The sequence below is a fragment of the Vibrio sp. 1580 genome (assembly GCF_033340055.1).
In genome coordinates, this window is the sequence record NZ_JAWOVT010000003.1 from 94,857 (window position 1) to 113,463 (window position 18,607).

The window sequence follows — 18,607 nt, forward strand, 5'->3', positions numbered from 1 at the left end:
ACAACGATATGAGCGAATTAATTACAGCTCTGCGTTGTGGTAAACCTGCTGAACATCATCACAGTCATCTAGAAGATCTAGGAATTTCTGGAATTTCTCAGCATCTTCACCCGATACAGGCGTATGAGTTTGCGGAACGAATGTGATTTCTTCAACATCGATCGTTAGATCTGGGAATGCACCGTTAAGCGCAGTTTTTGTTTTGAAGAATTCTGTGTGAGGTGCGAATACAGTGATAACACCGTCTTCTAGCTCAACGTCAGTAACGTCTACGTCTTCCATCATTAGCGTTTCTAGGATGATTTCATCATCGTCGCCTTTGAACTGGAATACCGCTTGGTGATCGAACATGTGAGAAACCGAGCCCTCAACACCAATTTTCGCACCGACTTTCACAAAGCATTGGCGTACATCTTGGAAAGTACGGTTGCCGTTGTCTGTTAGACAGTCAACGATAACGCTAGTACCGCCAGGGCCGAAGCCTTCGTAACGTGCTGGAGTGTAGTCTTCACCACCGCCACCGTTCGCTTTGTCGATCGCTTTATCGATAACGTGCGCAGGAACTTGGTCTTTTTTCGCTTTTGCGATCAGGTGTTTCAAAGACAAGTTCATGTCTGGATCACCACCACCGTTTTTCGCGCACATGTAAATTTCTTTACCGTATTTGGAATAAACTTTAATTTTCGCGCCTGCAGTTTTCGCCATAGAGGCTTTGCGCACTTCAAAACTTCTTCCCATCGGGATGTCTCTCTAAATTCAAATTTAATGCGAAGGATTTTAGCAAAAAGCGAAACCTTTTCAATTTCGCTTAGCAAAGGAATAGGGAGGTTACCTCATTCGTCGCATTGGATTGAACCATTGCCACGGTTCGCGTTAAGCGACACCCATTACTCGTTTGTACTTTTCGACCGATTGCTGGAAAAACGCCTTTTCATCAGCATCGTTAATCTTGGACAACTGTTCTTCTATTGCTTCAGGACCAGATTTGGCCTCTCTGAGCTTCCAAACCAAAAACGACGCCTGCTTATCCAGTTCGATTTTGTTTTTTTCGTCAGGCGGCAATAGGGATAGATTAAACGACATTCACAGCCTCAAGGTACTTTAAATACTAGCCGGGCACTATATCACACAGAGTTACAATTACAGAATAGAAACGCACTTAACTTGATCGATTTCAAGTTAACTATTTAGGCACAGCGCTGATTTTCAGTGCTTTTGGTAAATGCTGTTCGAATATTTGTTGTAATCGAGTCTTGGTAACGGGTTTAGCCACGAACTCGTTCATCCCGACATCGAAGCAATGTTGCTGATCCTCTTTAATGACATTGGCACTTAGCGCAATAATTGGAACGTGTTTCCCCCACTCTCCCATTTTTCGAATTCGCTCCGTAGCAATAAACCCATCCATCACAGGCATTTGGCAGTCCATAAAAATCAAATCGAAAGGCTGCTGATCACACAGCTGCAATGCTTCTTCGCCATGGTTGGCGACACTCACTCGCACACCCAGTTTTTCTAACATGATGCGAACTACCTTCTGATTGACGATGGTATCTTCAACAACCAATACCCAAGGTTTATCATTATCTTGAGGGCTGATTTCGTTGTCTTCCGCTTTCCGGAAATCTAATACATTAAGTTGGTCGGTATAGGTCGATTGCGCATTTATTACAGCAACAGGAATCGAAAATTCAAAACAGCTTCCCAGCCCAAGCTCACTTGTTAGTTGTATTTCCCCTCCCATCAAGTTAACCAACTGTGCAGCTATCGCCAAACCAAGCCCTGTCCCACCATACTTTCTGGTGGTACTACCATCAGCTTGTTGGAAGCGTTCGAAGATTGCTTGTTGGTGCTCTTTCGCAATACCAATACCAGAATCCACAACTCGAAACCGGATATGAGCGGTCTCTCCATCAAGTCGAGATAACGCTACAAGAAGCTTCACATGGCCGCGCTCGGTAAATTTAATCGCGTTGCTCAACAAATTGTTCAGAACTTGTTTCAATCGTGTGGCATCACCTTGCACTTCCGTTGGCAAGTGAGGATCAATATCGCTGAGCAGCTGTAAGTTTTTCTGCTTGGCTTTGACACTATGTAAACTGATGACATCGTCAAGTAGCTCGCGAAGATCATAGCTCGTGTATTCTAGCTCTACTTTGCCAGCTTCAACTTTAGAGAAGTCCAAAATGTCGTCGATGATCGTCATTAGTGAGTGAGAAGAACTGTCAATGATCTCTACAAACTCTTTTTGCTGGGGATCGAGGTCGGTGTCATTGAGCAACGACGACACACCAATAATGCCATTCATCGGTGTGCGGATCTCATGACTCATAGTGGCAAGAAACTCACTTTTCTTACGATTAGCGACTTCTGCCCTATCGCGTTCAGCCTCTAACTCAGTCTGGTGCTCTTTCACTTTCTCAACACTTCGGTTGTATTTCTCTGCCAAAACACTCACTTCATCAAAGCACCATCGTTTAGGGAGAGTCACTTTACTCGGCACTGTACCGCCACGAAAATCGCTCACCGCACCAGACAGCAATTGTAACGGATTGACCAACAAGCGAAACGCCACCCAAAGAACACCAATGATGAGGACAAGAATTTTGATCGCTTCTGTCGTAAGTAGAAAAAAGAACTGCTGCCAAAGATCTTCATATATCGCGCTAAGATCCGATTGAACCGTTAATATCGCGAGATCATACGTTTTATCGCCGACCCGATACTGCATCGGCCAGCTTCTCTCGACAACATCCTCAGAAAGCGCCGAACCTAATTCAATGATAACTTCGTCTTCACTAGCAATACGTAAGTAGTCCACCGAGGGCATACGCATTGCACCTTGAGCTTGTGTCAGCAACAGCTCCCTATCCTCTACCCACAAACTCGCAGAAAAGCTCGATAAATAGCTAGACTCAACCTGCTTTAATTCAACATCTAAATGGGCTAAATCTTCGTGAAAAACTCGATATAAGCTCACTGTAGAAATGATGACCGTAAAGATTAAACTCAACGTTAATACCGCCAACATAAGTTGGTTGCCGATACTAAAACGACGTTGAGATCGCTCTTTTTCATCCATATGAAACCGCTCCGATAAACTTGCGCTACTCTAAATATAGCTACGCACAAATAATAATCGAGGATACGATGAAAAGACTTCTACTTAGATTGGCTTTTAGCTTAATTGTTGTAAGTTCTCATGTGACCGCAAATCAAGTGAACTATTACGTCATTGCTGAACAAGCTCGACCATTTCAAATTGAACAACAGGGACAAATGCACTCCGGAATTGTGACCGATATCGTCAGCGCTATCTTCGCGGAGTCGGATTACCAAGTGAATTATCATACTTATCCATTTAAACGTATGATTTCCATATTGGAAGAAGGCGCTGAGCCAAACTGGTTAACTTATGGCAGCCCGAACTGGGGCAAGGTGCAGTCGGAAAATTTATCTGAGGAGCCCATTTACACTGTAAAACATGTACTGGTGTCGAGTAGCGAGAAGCCTTTAGAATTCAAAAATATGGATACCATGCATGGTCGTTCTATTGTATTACTGCTGGGGTTTGATTATCCAAATTTAACACCGTTCTTTGAAAATGGCAGTGTCAATGAAATGCGTGTGAAAGACTACAACGCCGCATACCGAGTGATAAGCCGAACCCCTGGAGATACAGCTTTTGTCGAGATGGAATCCCGAGTCCTTTACAACTTAAAGAGACTCAATTTGCCGTTAGAGAATTTTCAGATACAGCCTTTCAGCTCGGTTATTCCTGACTACTCAATCTACCTGGCTTTTTCACCTCAAATGCAACCAGAAACTCAAAATTACATCAATACACGACTCGTTGAATTAAAAACCTCAGGGGAAATTGATGAAATCATTCAAAAGTATCAATGAATCAACTCATTAACAAAAACGCCAACGATGATACGTTGGCGTTTTTGTTTCTGGGAAATCTGTAGCACTTACTTAATGTGGTTAACAAACTTAGGATCAAACATGTGCCCCAATTTACTCGCCTTGGTTTGCAGGTAATGTTGATTACTTGGGTTATTCCCTTCTTGTAATGGCACTCGTTCAATGACGTTAATATCAACCGCTTTTAAGGCGGCGAGCTTGCGTGGGTTATTCGTCATTAGACGCACAGCGTCAATCCCCAAATGCTCTAGCATTCCTTTACAGAACGCGTAATCACGCATATCAGCGGCAAAACCTAAACGCTCATTTGCTTCCACGGTATCTGCGCCATCATCTTGTAAGTGATAGGCACGAATTTTATTAATCAAGCCGATTCCACGCCCTTCTTGACGTAAATAAAGCAGCACGCCACATCCCTCTTTGACGATGTTTTGTAGCGCTCTATTAAGCTGAAAACCACAGTCACAACGCGTGCTAAATAGAGCATCTCCGGTAAGACACTCCGAATGCAACCGAATAAGTGGAGCTGCACTTTTTGTTGGCTCACCATAGACCAGAGCAAGATGCTCTTTATTTGTCGCGGCTTCAATAAAGCCGTACATCATAAATGTGCCCCACTGGGTGGGCAATTTGGCTTTATCGATAAACTTCACGAGATTGTAAGGCTCAACATGTCTCAGCTCTGCCCGCACATTCATCAGAATCTCTCCTAGATGATTTTCTCCTTTACCATCTCCCCCGTCTCCCCAAAAGGCATCTTTATGAGAATGCTCTGTTAGGCAAGCGTTACCCGTTCTCATTAATTGCTGCGCTAATGGTGGATTTTGTAGAAACTTTTCCCTAACGATGAAAGCCATAACAGCCAACTTTATATCGTCCCAATCGCTTCTGACAAAGTGTTCGTATTTACGGCTTAAAGCAAACGCTTCATCAGGGGTGCTTGCGTGCTGAATTTTACTTTGCAACTGAGCATCGAGAAACTTTTGGGCTTGGTAATAATGTTCGCTGGTGGGCCAAGTTTGGGAGGAGATATTGACTGGGGCATGGCAAAAATTTGAGAGAAAACCGTGGGGCTCATCGGGCTCATAAAAAAGGATTTGATCAACCATACTTGCGCTCCTTGCTTTGTGGTTGCGATAATCAACAAAAAGCATATCGCTACTGATATATCTAGTAACACAAGGTCAGATTGTCAAACTTCTTCGGGACGGGACGTGAGTGTGAAACTCGTGCTTTTGAGGCGCAAGACAGATAAATGGAGGTTTTGAATAAGAGAGTAATAGAGTGAAAAAATAAAAAGGGCAGTCCGTCGACTACCCTATGGGTTGCTAAACCAACCTGAGGCGATCAATGTATCAAGCCAAGCTCCCTTGCTTCTTCAATGGTCAACCCACTTTCACGGATCTCACGTAACGCTTCAATGCGTCTTCTGGCTTCTGCTGATTTCACTGTTTTCTCTGGCTTCACAACGGTTTCCTCATCAGGTAATTCCCATTTGTGAGCGATGTTGGTCATCTCGTCATGGTCGATAGAATTAATGGACATATTTCCTCCGAACACACCATGTTTTCGATGCGTAATCTATAGCAAAACCGGAACAAGGTGGTAAGAAAAACTGTAGGGAAATGTGACCCCTCCCGCCCTTTCGTTAACTCCTTAATAGATTCATCATTTAAGTTTTGCCAAGGGACAAATTTACGATTAAATTTGAGTAATTACCCCTACGAAAAGTGTGCTGATCTAGCTCTCAATTCTGCTCTTCTTTAGTTTTATCAACGACGCATTACACCACTTCCTGTTTCACCTAACTTTCGAGTCACTTCACTGATTCATAGCTTGATACTTTCTAAAAACCGCCACACCTGATAATGATAATAATTATCTTTTAGATTGATAAGGTGTTTATATGGATGGTATTAACTTAAGTCATGCATACCACAATGACCCGGTCATCCAGATCCGAGATTTGTGCGTCGATTACATCACTGATAATGGTGATTTTAATGCGGTAAAGTCCGTCAGCTTTGATATCGGCAAAGGCGAAGTATTTGGTCTTGCCGGTGAATCTGGATGTGGTAAAAGCACAATCGCATTCTCAATAAATCGTCTTCATAAGCCGCCAGCGTTCATTTCTGGCGGTAAAATATGGTTTGATGGCAAAGATATCCTTAGTATCTCAGACTCTGAACTGACCGCTCTAAGGTGGAGTGAAATCGCCATGGTGTTCCAGAGCGCGATGAACTCACTCAACCCTGTCTTAACGATACAAGAGCAATTTGCAGATGTGTTACGACACCATCAAGGCCTCACTAACGCTCAAGCAAAAGATAGAGCAGAAAAGTTGTTGGACTTGGTCAATATTCCTCGAGAACGCTTAGCAGAATATCCTCATCAATTTTCAGGAGGAATGCGTCAGCGCTTGGTGATAGCCATTGCTTTGTCTCTAAATCCAAAACTGATCATTATGGATGAACCCACAACAGCATTAGATGTAGTGGTACAGAGAGAAATTTTACAGCAAATTTATCAGCTTAGAGATGAGTTCGGTTTTTCAGTCCTCTTTATCACTCATGACCTGGCACTCATGAGCCAACTATGTGATCGAATTGCAATCATGCGTCACGGAGAAATCGTCGAAGTCAATCGAGCATACGATATACGCAATCATCCTCAACACCCCTACACGCAAAAGCTATGGGCTTCTTTCCCAAACATCCATGACGTCCACAAACAACCAGAGTTACAAGGAGCGTAACCATGAGCCAGCCTATCATCCAAATGAAAAATGTGATTAAAGAATTCAAAGTGGGCGGTGGTTTAGCGAAAGAGGAAACCTTTCGTGCGCTTCAAGGAGTGACTTTTGATCTGTACGCAGGAAAAACCTTGGCTTTGGTTGGAGAGTCAGGCTGCGGTAAGAGTACTTGCGCTCGTTTAATAACCAAAGTCTATCCTGCAACGGAAGGCGAGATCCTTTTCAATGGCACTGACATAAATGAGATCACGTCACGATCGGCTCTACAAGAATATCGCAGTAAAGTACAAATGGTGTTTCAAGATCCGTTTGGCTCTCTCAATCCAACTCATACCATTCGCCATCACCTAACACGTCCTTTAAAAATTCATAAACAAGTCAAAAACGAGCGCGACATCCCAGCCCGCTTGGAAGAGCTTCTAAAGCTGGTGGAACTACCTGAAGAGACATTGAATAAGTTCCCTCACGAACTCAGTGGTGGGCAACGTCAGCGAGTAAACTTAGCAAGGGCTTTAGCGGTAGGTTCGCAAATCATTCTTGCGGATGAGCCTACGTCTATGCTGGATGTTTCTATTCGCTTGGGAGTGTTGAATTTAATGCAACGAATGAAGCAAGAACTGGGAATTGGTTTTTTATACATCACACATGATCTGGCGACTGCGCACTACATCGCGGAAGAAACCGCAGTAATGTACAAAGGGCAAATCGTTGAATGGGGCGACACTCATTCAATACTTAAGAATCCGCAGCATCCTTATACTAAGCTGTTGATTTCTGCCGTTCCTGATCCTGACTTACCTTTTGGTAACTTAGTGAAAAATGAGCCAAACTATTCGATAGATGCCGATGAAATTCGTCAACGTAGCAGCATAATTGTCGACGAATTTGATCAAATAGGGCCAAATCACTATGTAAAACAATGGACTGAGGCAGCGTAATGGATTTGAGTACTTGGCAAGATCAAATCGCCATGTGGTACGAACAGCGGAAACATGATCAAGTAGAAAAATTGGAAACGATCTTATATCAGGTGCCTGATGACGTGTTTGGACCCGAATTGAGTGATCTTCAAAGTAAAGCGATTGCTTGCTGGTTGGATGGATGTTTACGCGTGTTTCAACATGCAAGCTACCAAGACCCTCAGAAAGCATATCAAACCTTGCTTTATACGAGTGCAAAGCTTGAACAAGCAGCATGCCAAGTCTCGACTGATATTCTGATCAAAGATTGGTGTTTGAGACGACTTCAGCATCTCACCGTTGTGGCGTTAGAGTTTTGTAATCAGCAGTGTGATCAAAACAAGTGGCAGGAACAAGCCCATAGCTTAATCGAATCACATGTTGCGTTGATGCGTTCATTACATTGGAATGAACCCAAGAAGCATGATCAAGGTTTACCTCATTAGTCCGGAAAAATGATCAAGGCTTAATTAGCGGAATTTTAGGCAAAAAAAAGCGAGTTTCCTGAGGAGAAACTCGCGAAGTCTATTCAGAATGAATGTAACAATATGAGCCAATCTATTAATCATCAGAAAGGACAAAAGGTTGTCTATTCGGGATAAATAGTAGTATTAGGCTTGGCTTCTAATGTCAGTGGTTTGTAAGAGTTAAGTCTGTTTTTTATCATCGAAAGACATTGTTACATTTCAAACCGATACATCACACCTATAGCTTGATACACATCAAGCGACACTTTTAAATCGCCATTTCATCCAAGGCACGAAATACCATTTCATCCATGTGACCATCGAAGATTTGACGACAAACTTTCCGACGCACCGCTAACCCCGCAATCAAGCGCTCGATGGTAAGATGCTTAACATCGTTCTGGGTGTTAAACAGCTCGACGGTTTTACTTAATGTCTCATAAGGAATCGGCTCATCCCCTACCCTTAGCCAATCGAGCTTCTCTATGTAATCTGAGCACTCTTCTTTGATTGAGGCATAGGAGTGCCCTGTCATCGCAGACAAAGCCGTTATACTGCGTTCTAGAGCCTCTGGTGAGGTATATTTAGATAGAGTAATGGTGATCTCATCAGCATTGATCTCTACCAAATGTTTTCTTTGCTTCACGCGTCGCCCTAAATTTCCTCTTGGAGACGGTGCTTTGCGTTGAATGGGCTCAAATTCGCCGTCTATGATGCCTGAGAGCTCCTCAAGCTGTTGTCGGGTTACCATCTCATTACGAAGTGGATTTGGCAGCGTAGGCGCCATGTTACGCTTTCCTGCGTTGGTCGTTCGCGCTCGCGAGTAACGTAAGACCTCTTCGACATCACATTTGATGTCGATCTGGTAGTCCATCACTTTGTCATTTTCGATCATGGTTTCGATCGTCAGGTGATAACCCCACAAATTAACGACGAATAGATCATCATTCCCTTTTCCATCAGACAACCGCTTTAGTTCTCGGATCAGATCCATGGAGAAACGTCGCCATTCAATGTTACGTGCAAGTTTCTGGTTTAACTCACTCAGTAGCATGCAATCCGTGTGACGACGAACCATGCGACTACGGAAGAAAGAGTACAGTTGAAACACCAAAGTATGTTGTTTCAAGATCTCTGGTGGGAACAAGAAGAAATAATCGCGTGTTAGTAGTTCTTCGTAGAACGACGGTTCCCACACCAAGATGTATAAGTTGGGTTTAATACGAATTTCGCCATCACTGCCCTCAACGGGCGCTTCTTCTGAAGCCGTGATGGTACGGGCTAAGAAGCGGAAGCGGTCACTCTTAAAGCCTTCGGGCATGTTTTCACTTAGCCAACGTCCAGTAAGTTCATGGAGCTGAAAATCAGTGAATTCAATGCGATCAATGCTATCGCGAATGGAATCACGAGCTGGGCCACTGTCTTTTTTGCCTCTGAGCGACAAAATATCAGTGATGTATAGCGGCGTTTTGTTTGGTACGTGAGCCGCATCAAGCTGATACTGATCTTTGTGATGATCATGGTACTGAACTGTTAACGTGAAGAGAGCGAACAGGGTCATGAGATCATCCACAGTCATGATATTTTTGGATGATCGCGTCTCAATAACGGCTTTTGTGCCAGAGATCGACACCATGGATTTCTGATAACTTTTTCGAGTTCTTGGTGGCGCAAGTGCTTGGTCAATTATCCCAGCCCAATTTGTTGGAGATACAACAAATTGATCGGCTTCATCTTTCATCGTGGGAGGTGTGTTTAACCCGTGCTCATTCAACAAACGTTTGTTTACTTGAGTCTGAGCCAATGCTTTCGAACGTTTTTGTTTCTCGTTCTGGCGAACTTTGTCGGTAACAAGACTTGTTGCTCCCAACACAGATATAAGCTGATTGGGATTCACAAATTTGTGTAGCATCGTTTTACCAGCAAGTCCCTCTTCAAAACGCACTGGAGTTTGAGTAAATAAACCAATATTTACTGCCGCGCGCAAACGTTGTTGCAGGGCTGCACGTGTGAGTTGCCCATCTGTTGCTTCCACAATCTCTGTGGTTGAAACCAAACCATCCTTGCTGCTGAAGCCTCGTAATGAGATCAGATTAAGCAACTCTAAGATGCTTTTAGTCACCCCTTTGAAATGTTGGTACTGCTCTACCCAATCCGCAGAGGATTCATGTACCTCAAAAAGATGGCCATCTTTGTGGCTTCTCGGTGCTTTAATCAGAATTTTTTCATCAGCCGTCATTTTAGATCCAGATCACACTAGCCGTAGTTGTGCTATGGTTCCGAAGAATAAAGAAAAACAGATCATAAATAAAGAAAAAAGATTGTTTTTTAAATAACTGATCTTTTTGATTAATCTGATCTTAATTGATTATATGATCTAATGATCTGGCTTGGAATTTTCCTCTAAGTTTTTGTTCTATAAGGCTATTATTTTCATGTATTTCGGAACTATGATCATAAGAAGTCTGAAAGTATGATCAACAATAACCTGAAAGCATGATCATATTTATTCGTAAGCATGATCATTAAGGTTATGAAAAGATGATCAAAAGAGTCTTGAAACGATGATCATGATGTTTTTACAGGTTATCCACAGATGCAGTATTTAATAATGATCTTCACGATGATTATATTGTGCATTGGTAATGTTATTTATACTCGGATCGATGATCAAGAGCCAATATATCTATCGTTCTGGCGCCCATATTGATGAGATATCACTCATCTGATTAAAATACATTCAAGTCGCTCATATTTAGAAGTAAATCCTAGTCTCTGCTTATTTACAGGAAGCATGATCATGAGAGTGTGATTTATCATAGCAACTTGCGCAATTTCATTGTTCCGGCTTCTATACCGTCAATTTCTGCTCAATCCCCCATTCTGTCTGCACTCAACCGTAAATCAGAGAAGAAAACTCATGCTTCCGAGAGATTCTAAGGCTTGATCATATTTCCGATTAATGGATCTTATTTTATTTGCGTGTTTACACCGTACTCTGCTCAATTTTGCCATGATCATGCTTTCGGATTTGTTTATTAACACGGAAGCATGATCATAAGTATACCTTGATCATACTTCCATAGATGTTTCGCTGGAACTACCCTATTTTGTTCGGAGACATGATCAAGGTGTTCAGGTCTTTATTGTTCCGATATTACTTACTATTTTTCGTTTAAATTAGGTTGGTCTAACATAATCCGTAATTTAGCTTAAGATTATAATCGTTCCGGTAGAAAATTGATTTACATTGTAAATGAGTGACGCTGTAACACTTTTTATTTTTAAGTTTAGGTGTCCACTTATGAGAAGATTATTTGATTAAAAATAGTTATCTTTTTGACCATAAATCATAAAAGCGTCGATTTGGGTGTTTTTTTATGTGATGGTTATTCAAAATGTTCGTGCACCTTTTTGTTGTTTTTGGTCTTTACTGCTGTACAATTGAAATTATAAATCCTTCCAACGGAATTTGGCATGAAAAGAGAAAAAACGATTGAAAACCTTCTTGAGTTAGCGGAGCTGACTCAGCAGGTTCAAGCTGACCGTATTGAAATTGTTTTAGAAGAGCGAAGCGATAACTACTTCCCACCAATGTCGAAAGCGATGATGGAAACCCGTTCTGGTCTAACTCGCCGTAAGCTCGACGACGCGATTGGTAAAATGGAAGCCGCTGGGCATCAATTTACCAAAAACAACGCGAATCATTATTCAATTACGTTAGAAGAAGCACACATGCTCATGGATGCGGCTGAAGTGCCTAAATTTCATGAGCGTAAAAAGAATTCAGGTAACAAACCTTGGATTATTAATGTGCAGAACCAAAAGGGCGGTACAGGTAAATCAATGACCGCGGTTCATTTAGCGGCATGTTTAGCGCTAAATTTGGATAAACGATACCGTATTTGTTTAATCGACTTAGACCCACAAGGCTCGCTACGTTTATTCCTCAACCCGCAAATCAGCATGGCAGAGCATGATAATATCTATTCTGCGGTAGACATTATGTTGGGTAACGTGCCTGATGGTGTGGAAATTGACAGTGAATTTTTACGTAAAAACGTATTGCTGCCAACGCAATATCCGAACTTAAAGTCGATTTCAGCATTTCCAGAAGACGCGATGTTTAATGCGGAAGCATGGCAAACGCTATCTGAAGACCCATCACTCGATATCGTCCGTCTGCTGAAAGAGCAACTGATTGATAAAATTGCTGATGACTTCGATATCATTATGATTGATACCGGTCCACACGTTGACCCATTAGTATGGAATGCGATGTATGCATCAAATGCCTTGCTAATTCCTTGTGCGGCTAAGCGTCTGGACTGGGCTTCAACAGTAAACTTCTTCCAGCATTTGCCTACGGTATATGAAATGTTCCCGGAGGACTGGAATGGTCTTGAGTTTGTTCGCTTGATGCCAACCATGTTTGAGGACGACAATAAGAAGCAAGTTTCTGTTTTAACTGAAATGAACTATCTTCTAGGTGACCAAGTTATGATGGCTACTATTCCTCGTAGCCGTGCGTTTGAAACCTGTGCCGATACCTACAGCACAGTATTTGATCTGACAGTAAGCGATTTTGAAGGCGGTAAGAAGACACTAGCTACCGCGCAAGACGCTGTTCATAAAAGCGCACTGGAATTAGAGCGTGTGCTGCACTCTAATTGGCCGTCATTGAATCAGGGGTAATAAGTAAATGGCTTTGAAAACGTCTGAATTAAACGCGAAATTATTTGGCAAAACGAATAAGCGTCGTGTTGTGACTCCGCAAGAGGCGCAAACTGCGGCAAAAGAGAAAGCTCAAACGATTGAACTAGCAGTTGCAGGTGAAAATATTGTTCAGTTTGAACTTGTGCGTATTCCTGCAAATAAAGTTGCGACAGAAACAACAGTATTTGTTGATAACGCTCGTGAGCAATCGTTCTTAAACGAACATGCTTTATCTGATGTTTTAGTCACACTCAAAGAGCGTGGCCAACAATATCCAGCGGTGGGTCGTAGAACTGAAGATGGCAAGATTGAAGTTTTAGATGGTAGCCGTCGTCGCATGTCTTGTATCCTCGCTGAACAAGATTTTTTGGTTTATGTTGCTGACAACATCAATACTGACCATGCTAAGTTTTTGTCTGATGTGGCAAATGCTCACAAACCGCTCTCTTTATACGAAAAAGGTAAAGAGATGCAGGCTAAGCTTGATAGTGGTGAAGCTGAGGATCAGAAAGCATTGGCAAAAATGTTCCAGTGCAGTGAAGCGTTGGTAAGTGGCGCTTTAAAAGCCGCAGCATTACCGTTAGAACTGCTTCAAGCGTATCCGAATGTTGGCGATCTCGGTCGCCCAACAATCGTGAAACTGCACAAACAGTTTTCAACGCTAACGCCAGAGCAGCAGCAAGAGCTGTTAGATAAATGTCGCTCTAGCGAAGGGTTTTTATGGCAGCGAAGCACAGCTCAAGGCGTTGCTCGTCTGACAAAAGAAGTCACGGAAAGCATCGAAAATTGGATTACTGAACTTGCACCAGCAAAACCTGGTAAGAAGACGGAAAAAGTCGACTTAGTTAAAGGTCGAGCAAGCTATAGCCGAAAAGGTAGCAGCCTGGCGTTGAACTTGAAGAAAGTTGACGACAGCTTAATGGAAGAGATTCTTGCGTTTGTACAAACCAAACTGCAATAACAAATGATGATTGAATCAACCGCCTCCGGGCGGTTTTTTTATATCTGAGAAGCGTCAAATTAAAGATGTGATACCATTACGTCAGTTCAACGTTGGATAGACAAAATGCAGACACAATCTGATTTCCTTTCATCACTTCAACATCAAGCTCACCAATCTTTCCAAAGGATTGGTGTTGTCATTCAAGGCGAGGCTTCTTGGCAAAATGCGTTGATGTCAGAGTTCCATAAAACGCAGCGCCATCAACGTTGGTTTTCTGTTGGTGATTTTGGTTTGAAAAACGTATCCAGTGTTTCGTCTAAACAAGGGCACATGTTGCTAGGCAGAGAGTGTGACGTTCTATTGTTTGATGCTCGAAATGGCTTTGACGCAAATAGTTTTACCGCTGCGCTTGGCTCATTGGTTGGCGGCGGTTTTCTTATTGTCATTACTGAGCCGCGACAAACTGCGAATTTTGCTCAGCAATGGATGCACAAACAATGGGAGAAGCTCGTTGTTATTGAGCAAGACAAACCATTGCCAACGGCTCCAGACATCAAGCAAGCAGAAAAAGAAAGCCACTACACGGAACAAGAACATGCCATTTCTCTAATTGAAAAGGTGGTGACAGGACATCGAAAGCGACCGTTAGTTTTGACCGCTGATCGTGGGCGCGGAAAAACAAGTGCTCTCGGCATCGCGTGTGCGAGCTTATTACAGCAGAAGCCACTTAGAATCTTAATTACGGCACCATCTATAAAAGCCGTTGAGCCTGTTTACCAGCATGCTTTGCGGCTACTTCCTAATGCGCAGCGTATTAGGAAGGACAGATTAGAATCAGGGCAGGGATCCATTCAATTCATTGCTCCAGATGAACTATTATTGAGTCGACCTGAATGTGATTTGTTACTTGTCGATGAAGCGGCTGCAATTCCAGTTCCTATGCTCAAAAGCATTACCGAACATTATCATCGACTCGTTTTTTCTACGACTATTCACGGTTATGAAGGTTGTGGCCGGGGCTTTACGATTAAATTTGTTGATTGGCTTCAGAAACAGCGTTCGGGAATGAAAACATGGCACATGACACAGCCCATCCGCTGGAGCATGAATGATGCGCTCGAATCATGGCTCTATGACGCGTTTTTGTTGGATGCGGAGTTAACGCACCATCAACTTAACCAGGTCGACTCAATTTCCCTTTCTAAAGCCGATAAGAACAATTTGATATCGCAGCCTAGTTTGCTGCGTGAGTGCTTCGCTCTTTTGGTGAATGCTCATTATCAGACCTCTCCGAATGATTTGATTCACCTTTTGCAAGACGACAACAGTCAGCTCTATTTTGCTAAGCAAGATAATGCGGTTGTGGGGGTGATATTAGCGGTCGAAGAGGGTGGGCTTGACGCTGAATTGGTTGAAGAAATCCAGCTTGGTAAGCGTCGTCCTAAAGGACACTTAGCCCCAATTACGATTGCAAACCACCTAGGATTCCCGAATGTCGCGAATCTATCGACGCTGCGAGTCATGAGAATTGCGGTTCATCCAGCATTGCAAGGCAAAGGCATTGGTCAAAAAATTCTGCAGCAACTTGAGCAAATGGCTGCTAAACACATTGCCTACTTATCCACGAGTTTTGGTGCGACGGAAGAGTTGCTCTATTTCTGGCGACAATCGAACTTCCGTACAATTCGCTTAGGGTCAATGCGCGATGCTGCTAGCGGTTGTTATTCAGTCTTGATGGTCAAACCTTGTGATTCCCAACAGACGGTTTGGGTCGACCAATCTCAGGCGCTATTTGAAGAAATGTTGTCTAACAATGTGGCTGACGTCTATCCAAAATTAGAAGCCCCTATTTTTCGAGCTCTATTGCCGCAACCTTTGGGAATGAGTCCACTTCATCCCGCTAAATTATTACTAATTGAATGTTATGCTGATGGTGGTAACAGTTATGAGTCTGTGTCTGTGTGGCTTCAGCAGTGGTTACTTAACTTAGGTTTGAACTCCGCTTCCGACTTGATGATCAGTAAGCTTTTTCTTAACCGTAGTTGGACTGAATGTGCTCAGCAATTTGGTTTACCTGGAAGAAGGCAAGTTGAGCAGCAGTTAAGGGACGAAGTAAAGCACATTTGGAGCGATTTACACTGTAAACAATAAAGAGGAATTTACACTGTAAATGAAATTATTGGGAGCTGATTTTACACTGTAAATCCAGCTCCTTTTTGTTTCAGCGTGTATTTTGATTGAGCTTTAGGCTAAATCGAGTTTTCTCTTAATATCCTGTTTAACCGTTATTGATGGATTACTTTCTTTAGTGACGTGAGCCCTATAATAAGAAATGCGAGGTTTGTTCAGAAAACGGATTTGGTTAGACTGAGAGTGTTGATGGGAAGCAAAGTGGTAAGGGTATGTGGAAGCTGTGTCTTGAGTTATCTGAAGATAAGACCAAGGTGATAGCCCGTCTTCCGGGAGAAGTGGACCTCGGTGGTGAGCTAAATCAAAATGAATTAAACGAGCAGCTCGTCGCAATGAACGCTGAAAGGATGTTTGTTGTTGAGGGGGAAGTCGTGAGATTCATTAACTGCGCCAAAGAACGTAAAGCCGAAGCTTACGAAGGCATCGTCATTGCGGAAAAACGCAACGCGCAAGTTGAGGTTGAATTATCGAATAATGACATGCTCGCCAGTATGAACGTTGTCGGCGCGTACGGAGGTCGAGGCTTACGTGGCCCCGAGATTGTTCAAGCCCTTGCTCAAGCGCGAGTTTCGAAAGGCATCAACAAACTGGCTTTGAAGAAAGTGTTGGTTGTCAGCACTCAGCTCAAACCCGGCGAAACTTTTTCTCAACCTGTAGCGGTTGGTAAGCAACCTATCAAAGGCAAAGACGCTCTTTTTACTCCTCTCGTTAAAGACATCACCAAACGCATCCTCAAACCCAAAGACGGCCAATCTGCTAGCGACAAAATTGATTTACGTAACCTCGGTGAAACTATCGCGGTTGACGTAGGCGATGAGGTGATGCGCCGCACGCCTGCGACCAAAGGTACGCCAGGTTTTACTGTTCAAGGGCGAGTGATTCCTCCACAAGCTGGAAAAGACAGCCCAATGAAGCCAGGCAAGGGCACCGAGATATGCAAGCACGACCCAAACCTATTGATCGCATCGGTATCCGGTACGCCTCTGATTAAAGACAAAACCATCGAAGTTGATAACGCACTTTGCCTCAATAGCGTTGGCGTGAATACAGGTCACGTGAAATTTAAAGGGAATGTGATTATCGGTGGCAACATTGAATCCGGAATGATTGTTAAAGCTACGGGCTCTATTACTGTAGGCGGCTTCATTGAATCGGCTGACGTACAAGCGCAAGACGACATTCAAGTTGGTAAAGGGATCATTGGCCACACCGTGAGTGATGGCCAGCCAAAGAGTTGTCACGTCAAAGCCAAAGGTTCGATTCGCGCAAGCTACGCCCAATATTGTGATTTGCAAGCCGGAGAAGATATTGAATTGGCGGTGCACAGCATGAATAACGATATTGTTTGTGGGCGCAATCTGACGGTGCTGGATGCGAACGGTAGGAACGGCACGCTCAGCGGCGGAGATGCAAAAGTCGGTGACAAAGTGGTGTGCTTGCAATTGGGTGTAGAAGGCGACACCGCCACTAAGGTAGAAGCGTTCGCGCGCTATTCTGCATTTAAGGAGCGATTAGCAGAGCTAAAAGATCAATACAAACGCGCTCAAGAAGGCACGATGGATGTGATTCGCAAAGAGCTCGAATTTAAGAAACGTCCTAAAGCCGAACGTACCGACGAAGAACAAGCTCAGATTGATGTGATGAAAACACAAAACAACGAGCAGCTTGAAGCGATAAAGCAAAAGCTAGAACAAACGGAACATGACTTTGAAGTCGCGTTAGAAGAAAATATTGTCGAAGCCAAAGAGCGTGTCTTCACTCGCGTGACGGTGCAGTTTGGCGACGAGCAAGTAACGACAAAGCGTACTCATGGCGGTTGTTCGTTCCGTTTCAATCAATACGAAATTAAAGTCTCGGCGAACTTGGAAGAAGAGGACGTCGCTGCGGTTTAAGCTTTCTTACTCACTGAGCCCACACGTCGCAACAAGATGTGTGGGCTTTTGTTTATATACAAATCGACAATGTGCTCTTGATAGTAGTCCGCAAGCGCACCGACTTGGCTGCTACACATTACTTTCATTGCTTGTTTAATGTGTTCTATTGGCCAGTTCCACCATTGGATATTGAGTAGAGTTTCAATCTCTTTATCGCTGAATCGTTGACGTACGACTTGGTTGTTTCCAACCACCACCGAATAAGGTTGCACGTCTTTCGTCACTACGGTGCGTGCTCCGATGACGGCTCCATCGCCGATGTTTACTCCGGGCATGATCATCGCCTCGCTGCCAATCCAAACATCGTTCCCCACCACCGTGTCTCCGGCACGCTCGAAACCGTCTTGCACGCCTTCTCCAAATTCTTCAGGAGAGAAGGGGAAGGTTGAAATCCAGTCAATGCGATGACCTTGGTTTCCTGCCATCATGAAGGTGGCTCCAGAAGCGATGGAACAAAACTTGCCAATGATTAATTTGTCGATGCTATCGGGTTCTCTACTTTGCCATTCTTGAAGTGTGACGGGGTCACCCAACAAGTAGCGTACTGCTTGCTCTTCGAAGCTTTTTTGATGATAGAAGCCCGAGTAATAGCTGTAATCGCCAACGATGATATTGGGATTAGTGATGTGATCTTTAATGACTTGACCTTTTAACCACGTGTCGAAAACACTCATAACTCATCCTTTCAAATTTAGGTTGTACAGAGTTTAGTGGCTTTC

The 18,607-nt window shown here is 43.4% G+C and carries 15 protein-coding genes; 8 read left to right on the forward strand and 7 right to left on the reverse strand.

All coding sequences use genetic code 11. The features are described 5' to 3' along the window. Positions 1–21: 21 nt before the first annotated feature. From R7093_RS05795 to R7093_RS05805, 3 genes are all read right to left on the reverse strand, one after another. On the reverse strand, positions 22–738 hold the full coding sequence (locus R7093_RS05795) for a YebC/PmpR family DNA-binding transcriptional regulator (RefSeq protein ID WP_005374482.1): 717 nt from the start codon (positions 736–738) through the stop codon (positions 22–24). 135 nt (positions 739–873) lie between these two features. Beyond that, positions 874–1,083: a DUF3283 family protein gene (locus tag R7093_RS05800; RefSeq protein WP_005374484.1), complete on the reverse strand. Its 210-nt coding sequence runs from the start codon at positions 1,081–1,083 to the stop codon at positions 874–876. Positions 1,084–1,183: 100 nt separating this feature from the next. Next, complete coding sequence (locus R7093_RS05805) at positions 1,184–3,082, reverse strand: ATP-binding protein (protein ID WP_042522309.1); 1,899 nt, start codon at positions 3,080–3,082, stop codon at positions 1,184–1,186. A 68-nt stretch (positions 3,083–3,150) separates the two neighbouring features. Between R7093_RS05805 and R7093_RS05810 the strand changes: the two genes are divergently transcribed. Then, positions 3,151–3,906, forward strand: a complete 756-nt coding sequence (locus tag R7093_RS05810; protein WP_005383196.1) for a substrate-binding periplasmic protein — start codon at positions 3,151–3,153, stop codon at positions 3,904–3,906. Positions 3,907–3,974: 68 nt separating this feature from the next. Here the strand turns inward: R7093_RS05810 and ribA are convergent, their stop codons facing one another. Continuing rightward, the gene (gene ribA, locus R7093_RS05815; RefSeq protein WP_005374492.1) at positions 3,975–5,036 is read right to left on the reverse strand and encodes a GTP cyclohydrolase II; all 1,062 of its coding nucleotides are present in this window, start codon (positions 5,034–5,036) and stop codon (positions 3,975–3,977) included. A gap of 238 nt (positions 5,037–5,274) precedes the next feature. Further along, positions 5,275–5,472: a PA3496 family putative envelope integrity protein gene (locus tag R7093_RS05820; protein WP_005374493.1), complete on the reverse strand. Its 198-nt coding sequence runs from the start codon at positions 5,470–5,472 to the stop codon at positions 5,275–5,277. A gap of 361 nt (positions 5,473–5,833) precedes the next feature. On the opposite strand from R7093_RS05820, the gene R7093_RS05825 reads away from it, so the two are divergent. The 3 genes from R7093_RS05825 to R7093_RS05835 are packed head-to-tail and all read left to right on the forward strand — an operon-like array spanning position 5,834 to position 8,084. Next, positions 5,834–6,682, forward strand: coding sequence for an ABC transporter ATP-binding protein (locus tag R7093_RS05825; protein WP_005374497.1), 849 nt, complete (start codon positions 5,834–5,836; stop codon positions 6,680–6,682). A 2-nt stretch (positions 6,683–6,684) separates the two neighbouring features. Then, complete coding sequence (locus R7093_RS05830) at positions 6,685–7,617, forward strand: ATP-binding cassette domain-containing protein (RefSeq protein ID WP_017821873.1); 933 nt, start codon at positions 6,685–6,687, stop codon at positions 7,615–7,617. Next, on the forward strand, positions 7,617–8,084 hold the full coding sequence (locus tag R7093_RS05835) for a hypothetical protein (RefSeq protein WP_047102478.1): 468 nt from the start codon (positions 7,617–7,619) through the stop codon (positions 8,082–8,084). Before R7093_RS05830 ends, R7093_RS05835 begins: the two co-directional genes overlap by 1 nt. A gap of 289 nt (positions 8,085–8,373) precedes the next feature. On the opposite strand, the gene R7093_RS05840 is transcribed toward R7093_RS05835, so the two are convergent. Continuing rightward, on the reverse strand, positions 8,374–10,344 hold the full coding sequence (locus tag R7093_RS05840) for a replication initiator protein RctB domain-containing protein (protein WP_017635223.1): 1,971 nt from the start codon (positions 10,342–10,344) through the stop codon (positions 8,374–8,376). 1,238 nt (positions 10,345–11,582) lie between these two features. On the opposite strand from R7093_RS05840, the gene R7093_RS05845 reads away from it, so the two are divergent. The 4 genes from R7093_RS05845 (at position 11,583) to R7093_RS05860 (ending at position 17,846) form a co-directional block, all read left to right on the forward strand. Continuing rightward, on the forward strand, positions 11,583–12,800 hold the full coding sequence (locus R7093_RS05845; RefSeq protein ID WP_005374503.1) for an AAA family ATPase: 1,218 nt from the start codon (positions 11,583–11,585) through the stop codon (positions 12,798–12,800). A 7-nt stretch (positions 12,801–12,807) separates the two neighbouring features. Beyond that, the gene (locus R7093_RS05850) at positions 12,808–13,782 is read left to right on the forward strand and encodes a ParB/RepB/Spo0J family partition protein (protein ID WP_005374504.1); all 975 of its coding nucleotides are present in this window, start codon (positions 12,808–12,810) and stop codon (positions 13,780–13,782) included. A gap of 105 nt (positions 13,783–13,887) precedes the next feature. Continuing rightward, positions 13,888–15,915, forward strand: a complete 2,028-nt coding sequence (locus R7093_RS05855) for a tRNA(Met) cytidine acetyltransferase TmcA (RefSeq protein WP_047102477.1) — start codon at positions 13,888–13,890, stop codon at positions 15,913–15,915. Positions 15,916–16,166: 251 nt separating this feature from the next. Next, positions 16,167–17,846: a DUF342 domain-containing protein gene (locus R7093_RS05860; protein WP_005464872.1), complete on the forward strand. Its 1,680-nt coding sequence runs from the start codon at positions 16,167–16,169 to the stop codon at positions 17,844–17,846. Here R7093_RS05860 and catC read toward each other — a convergent pair. Next, positions 17,843–18,562 carry a CatB-related O-acetyltransferase gene (gene catC / locus R7093_RS05865; protein ID WP_238787301.1) on the reverse strand — a complete coding sequence of 240 codons (720 nt, stop codon included), beginning with the start codon at positions 18,560–18,562 and terminating at the stop codon, positions 17,843–17,845. The two genes, R7093_RS05860 and catC, sit on opposite strands and share 4 nt — an antisense overlap. Positions 18,563–18,607 lie beyond the last annotated feature (45 nt).

What these genes read in the sequence shown, in the direction of transcription:
- ribA (WP_005374492.1), bottom strand. Translation starts at nt 5,036, where the DNA reads ATGGTTGATCAAATCCTTTTTTATGAGCCCGATGAGCCCCACGGTTTT.
- R7093_RS05835 (WP_047102478.1), top strand. Translation starts at nt 7,617, where the DNA reads ATGGATTTGAGTACTTGGCAAGATCAAATCGCCATGTGGTACGAACAG.
- R7093_RS05840 (WP_017635223.1), bottom strand. Translation starts at nt 10,344, where the DNA reads ATGACGGCTGATGAAAAAATTCTGATTAAAGCACCGAGAAGCCACAAA.
- R7093_RS05810 (WP_005383196.1), top strand. Translation starts at nt 3,151, where the DNA reads ATGAAAAGACTTCTACTTAGATTGGCTTTTAGCTTAATTGTTGTAAGT.
- catC (WP_238787301.1), bottom strand. Translation starts at nt 18,562, where the DNA reads ATGAGTGTTTTCGACACGTGGTTAAAAGGTCAAGTCATTAAAGATCAC.
- R7093_RS05830 (WP_017821873.1), top strand. Translation starts at nt 6,685, where the DNA reads ATGAGCCAGCCTATCATCCAAATGAAAAATGTGATTAAAGAATTCAAA.
- R7093_RS05805 (WP_042522309.1), bottom strand. Translation starts at nt 3,082, where the DNA reads ATGGATGAAAAAGAGCGATCTCAACGTCGTTTTAGTATCGGCAACCAA.
- R7093_RS05850 (WP_005374504.1), top strand. Translation starts at nt 12,808, where the DNA reads ATGGCTTTGAAAACGTCTGAATTAAACGCGAAATTATTTGGCAAAACG.
- R7093_RS05820 (WP_005374493.1), bottom strand. Translation starts at nt 5,472, where the DNA reads ATGTCCATTAATTCTATCGACCATGACGAGATGACCAACATCGCTCAC.
- R7093_RS05795 (WP_005374482.1), bottom strand. Translation starts at nt 738, where the DNA reads ATGGGAAGAAGTTTTGAAGTGCGCAAAGCCTCTATGGCGAAAACTGCA.
- R7093_RS05855 (WP_047102477.1), top strand. Translation starts at nt 13,888, where the DNA reads ATGCAGACACAATCTGATTTCCTTTCATCACTTCAACATCAAGCTCAC.
- R7093_RS05825 (WP_005374497.1), top strand. Translation starts at nt 5,834, where the DNA reads ATGGATGGTATTAACTTAAGTCATGCATACCACAATGACCCGGTCATC.
- R7093_RS05860 (WP_005464872.1), top strand. Translation starts at nt 16,167, where the DNA reads ATGTGGAAGCTGTGTCTTGAGTTATCTGAAGATAAGACCAAGGTGATA.
- R7093_RS05800 (WP_005374484.1), bottom strand. Translation starts at nt 1,083, where the DNA reads ATGTCGTTTAATCTATCCCTATTGCCGCCTGACGAAAAAAACAAAATC.
- R7093_RS05845 (WP_005374503.1), top strand. Translation starts at nt 11,583, where the DNA reads ATGAAAAGAGAAAAAACGATTGAAAACCTTCTTGAGTTAGCGGAGCTG.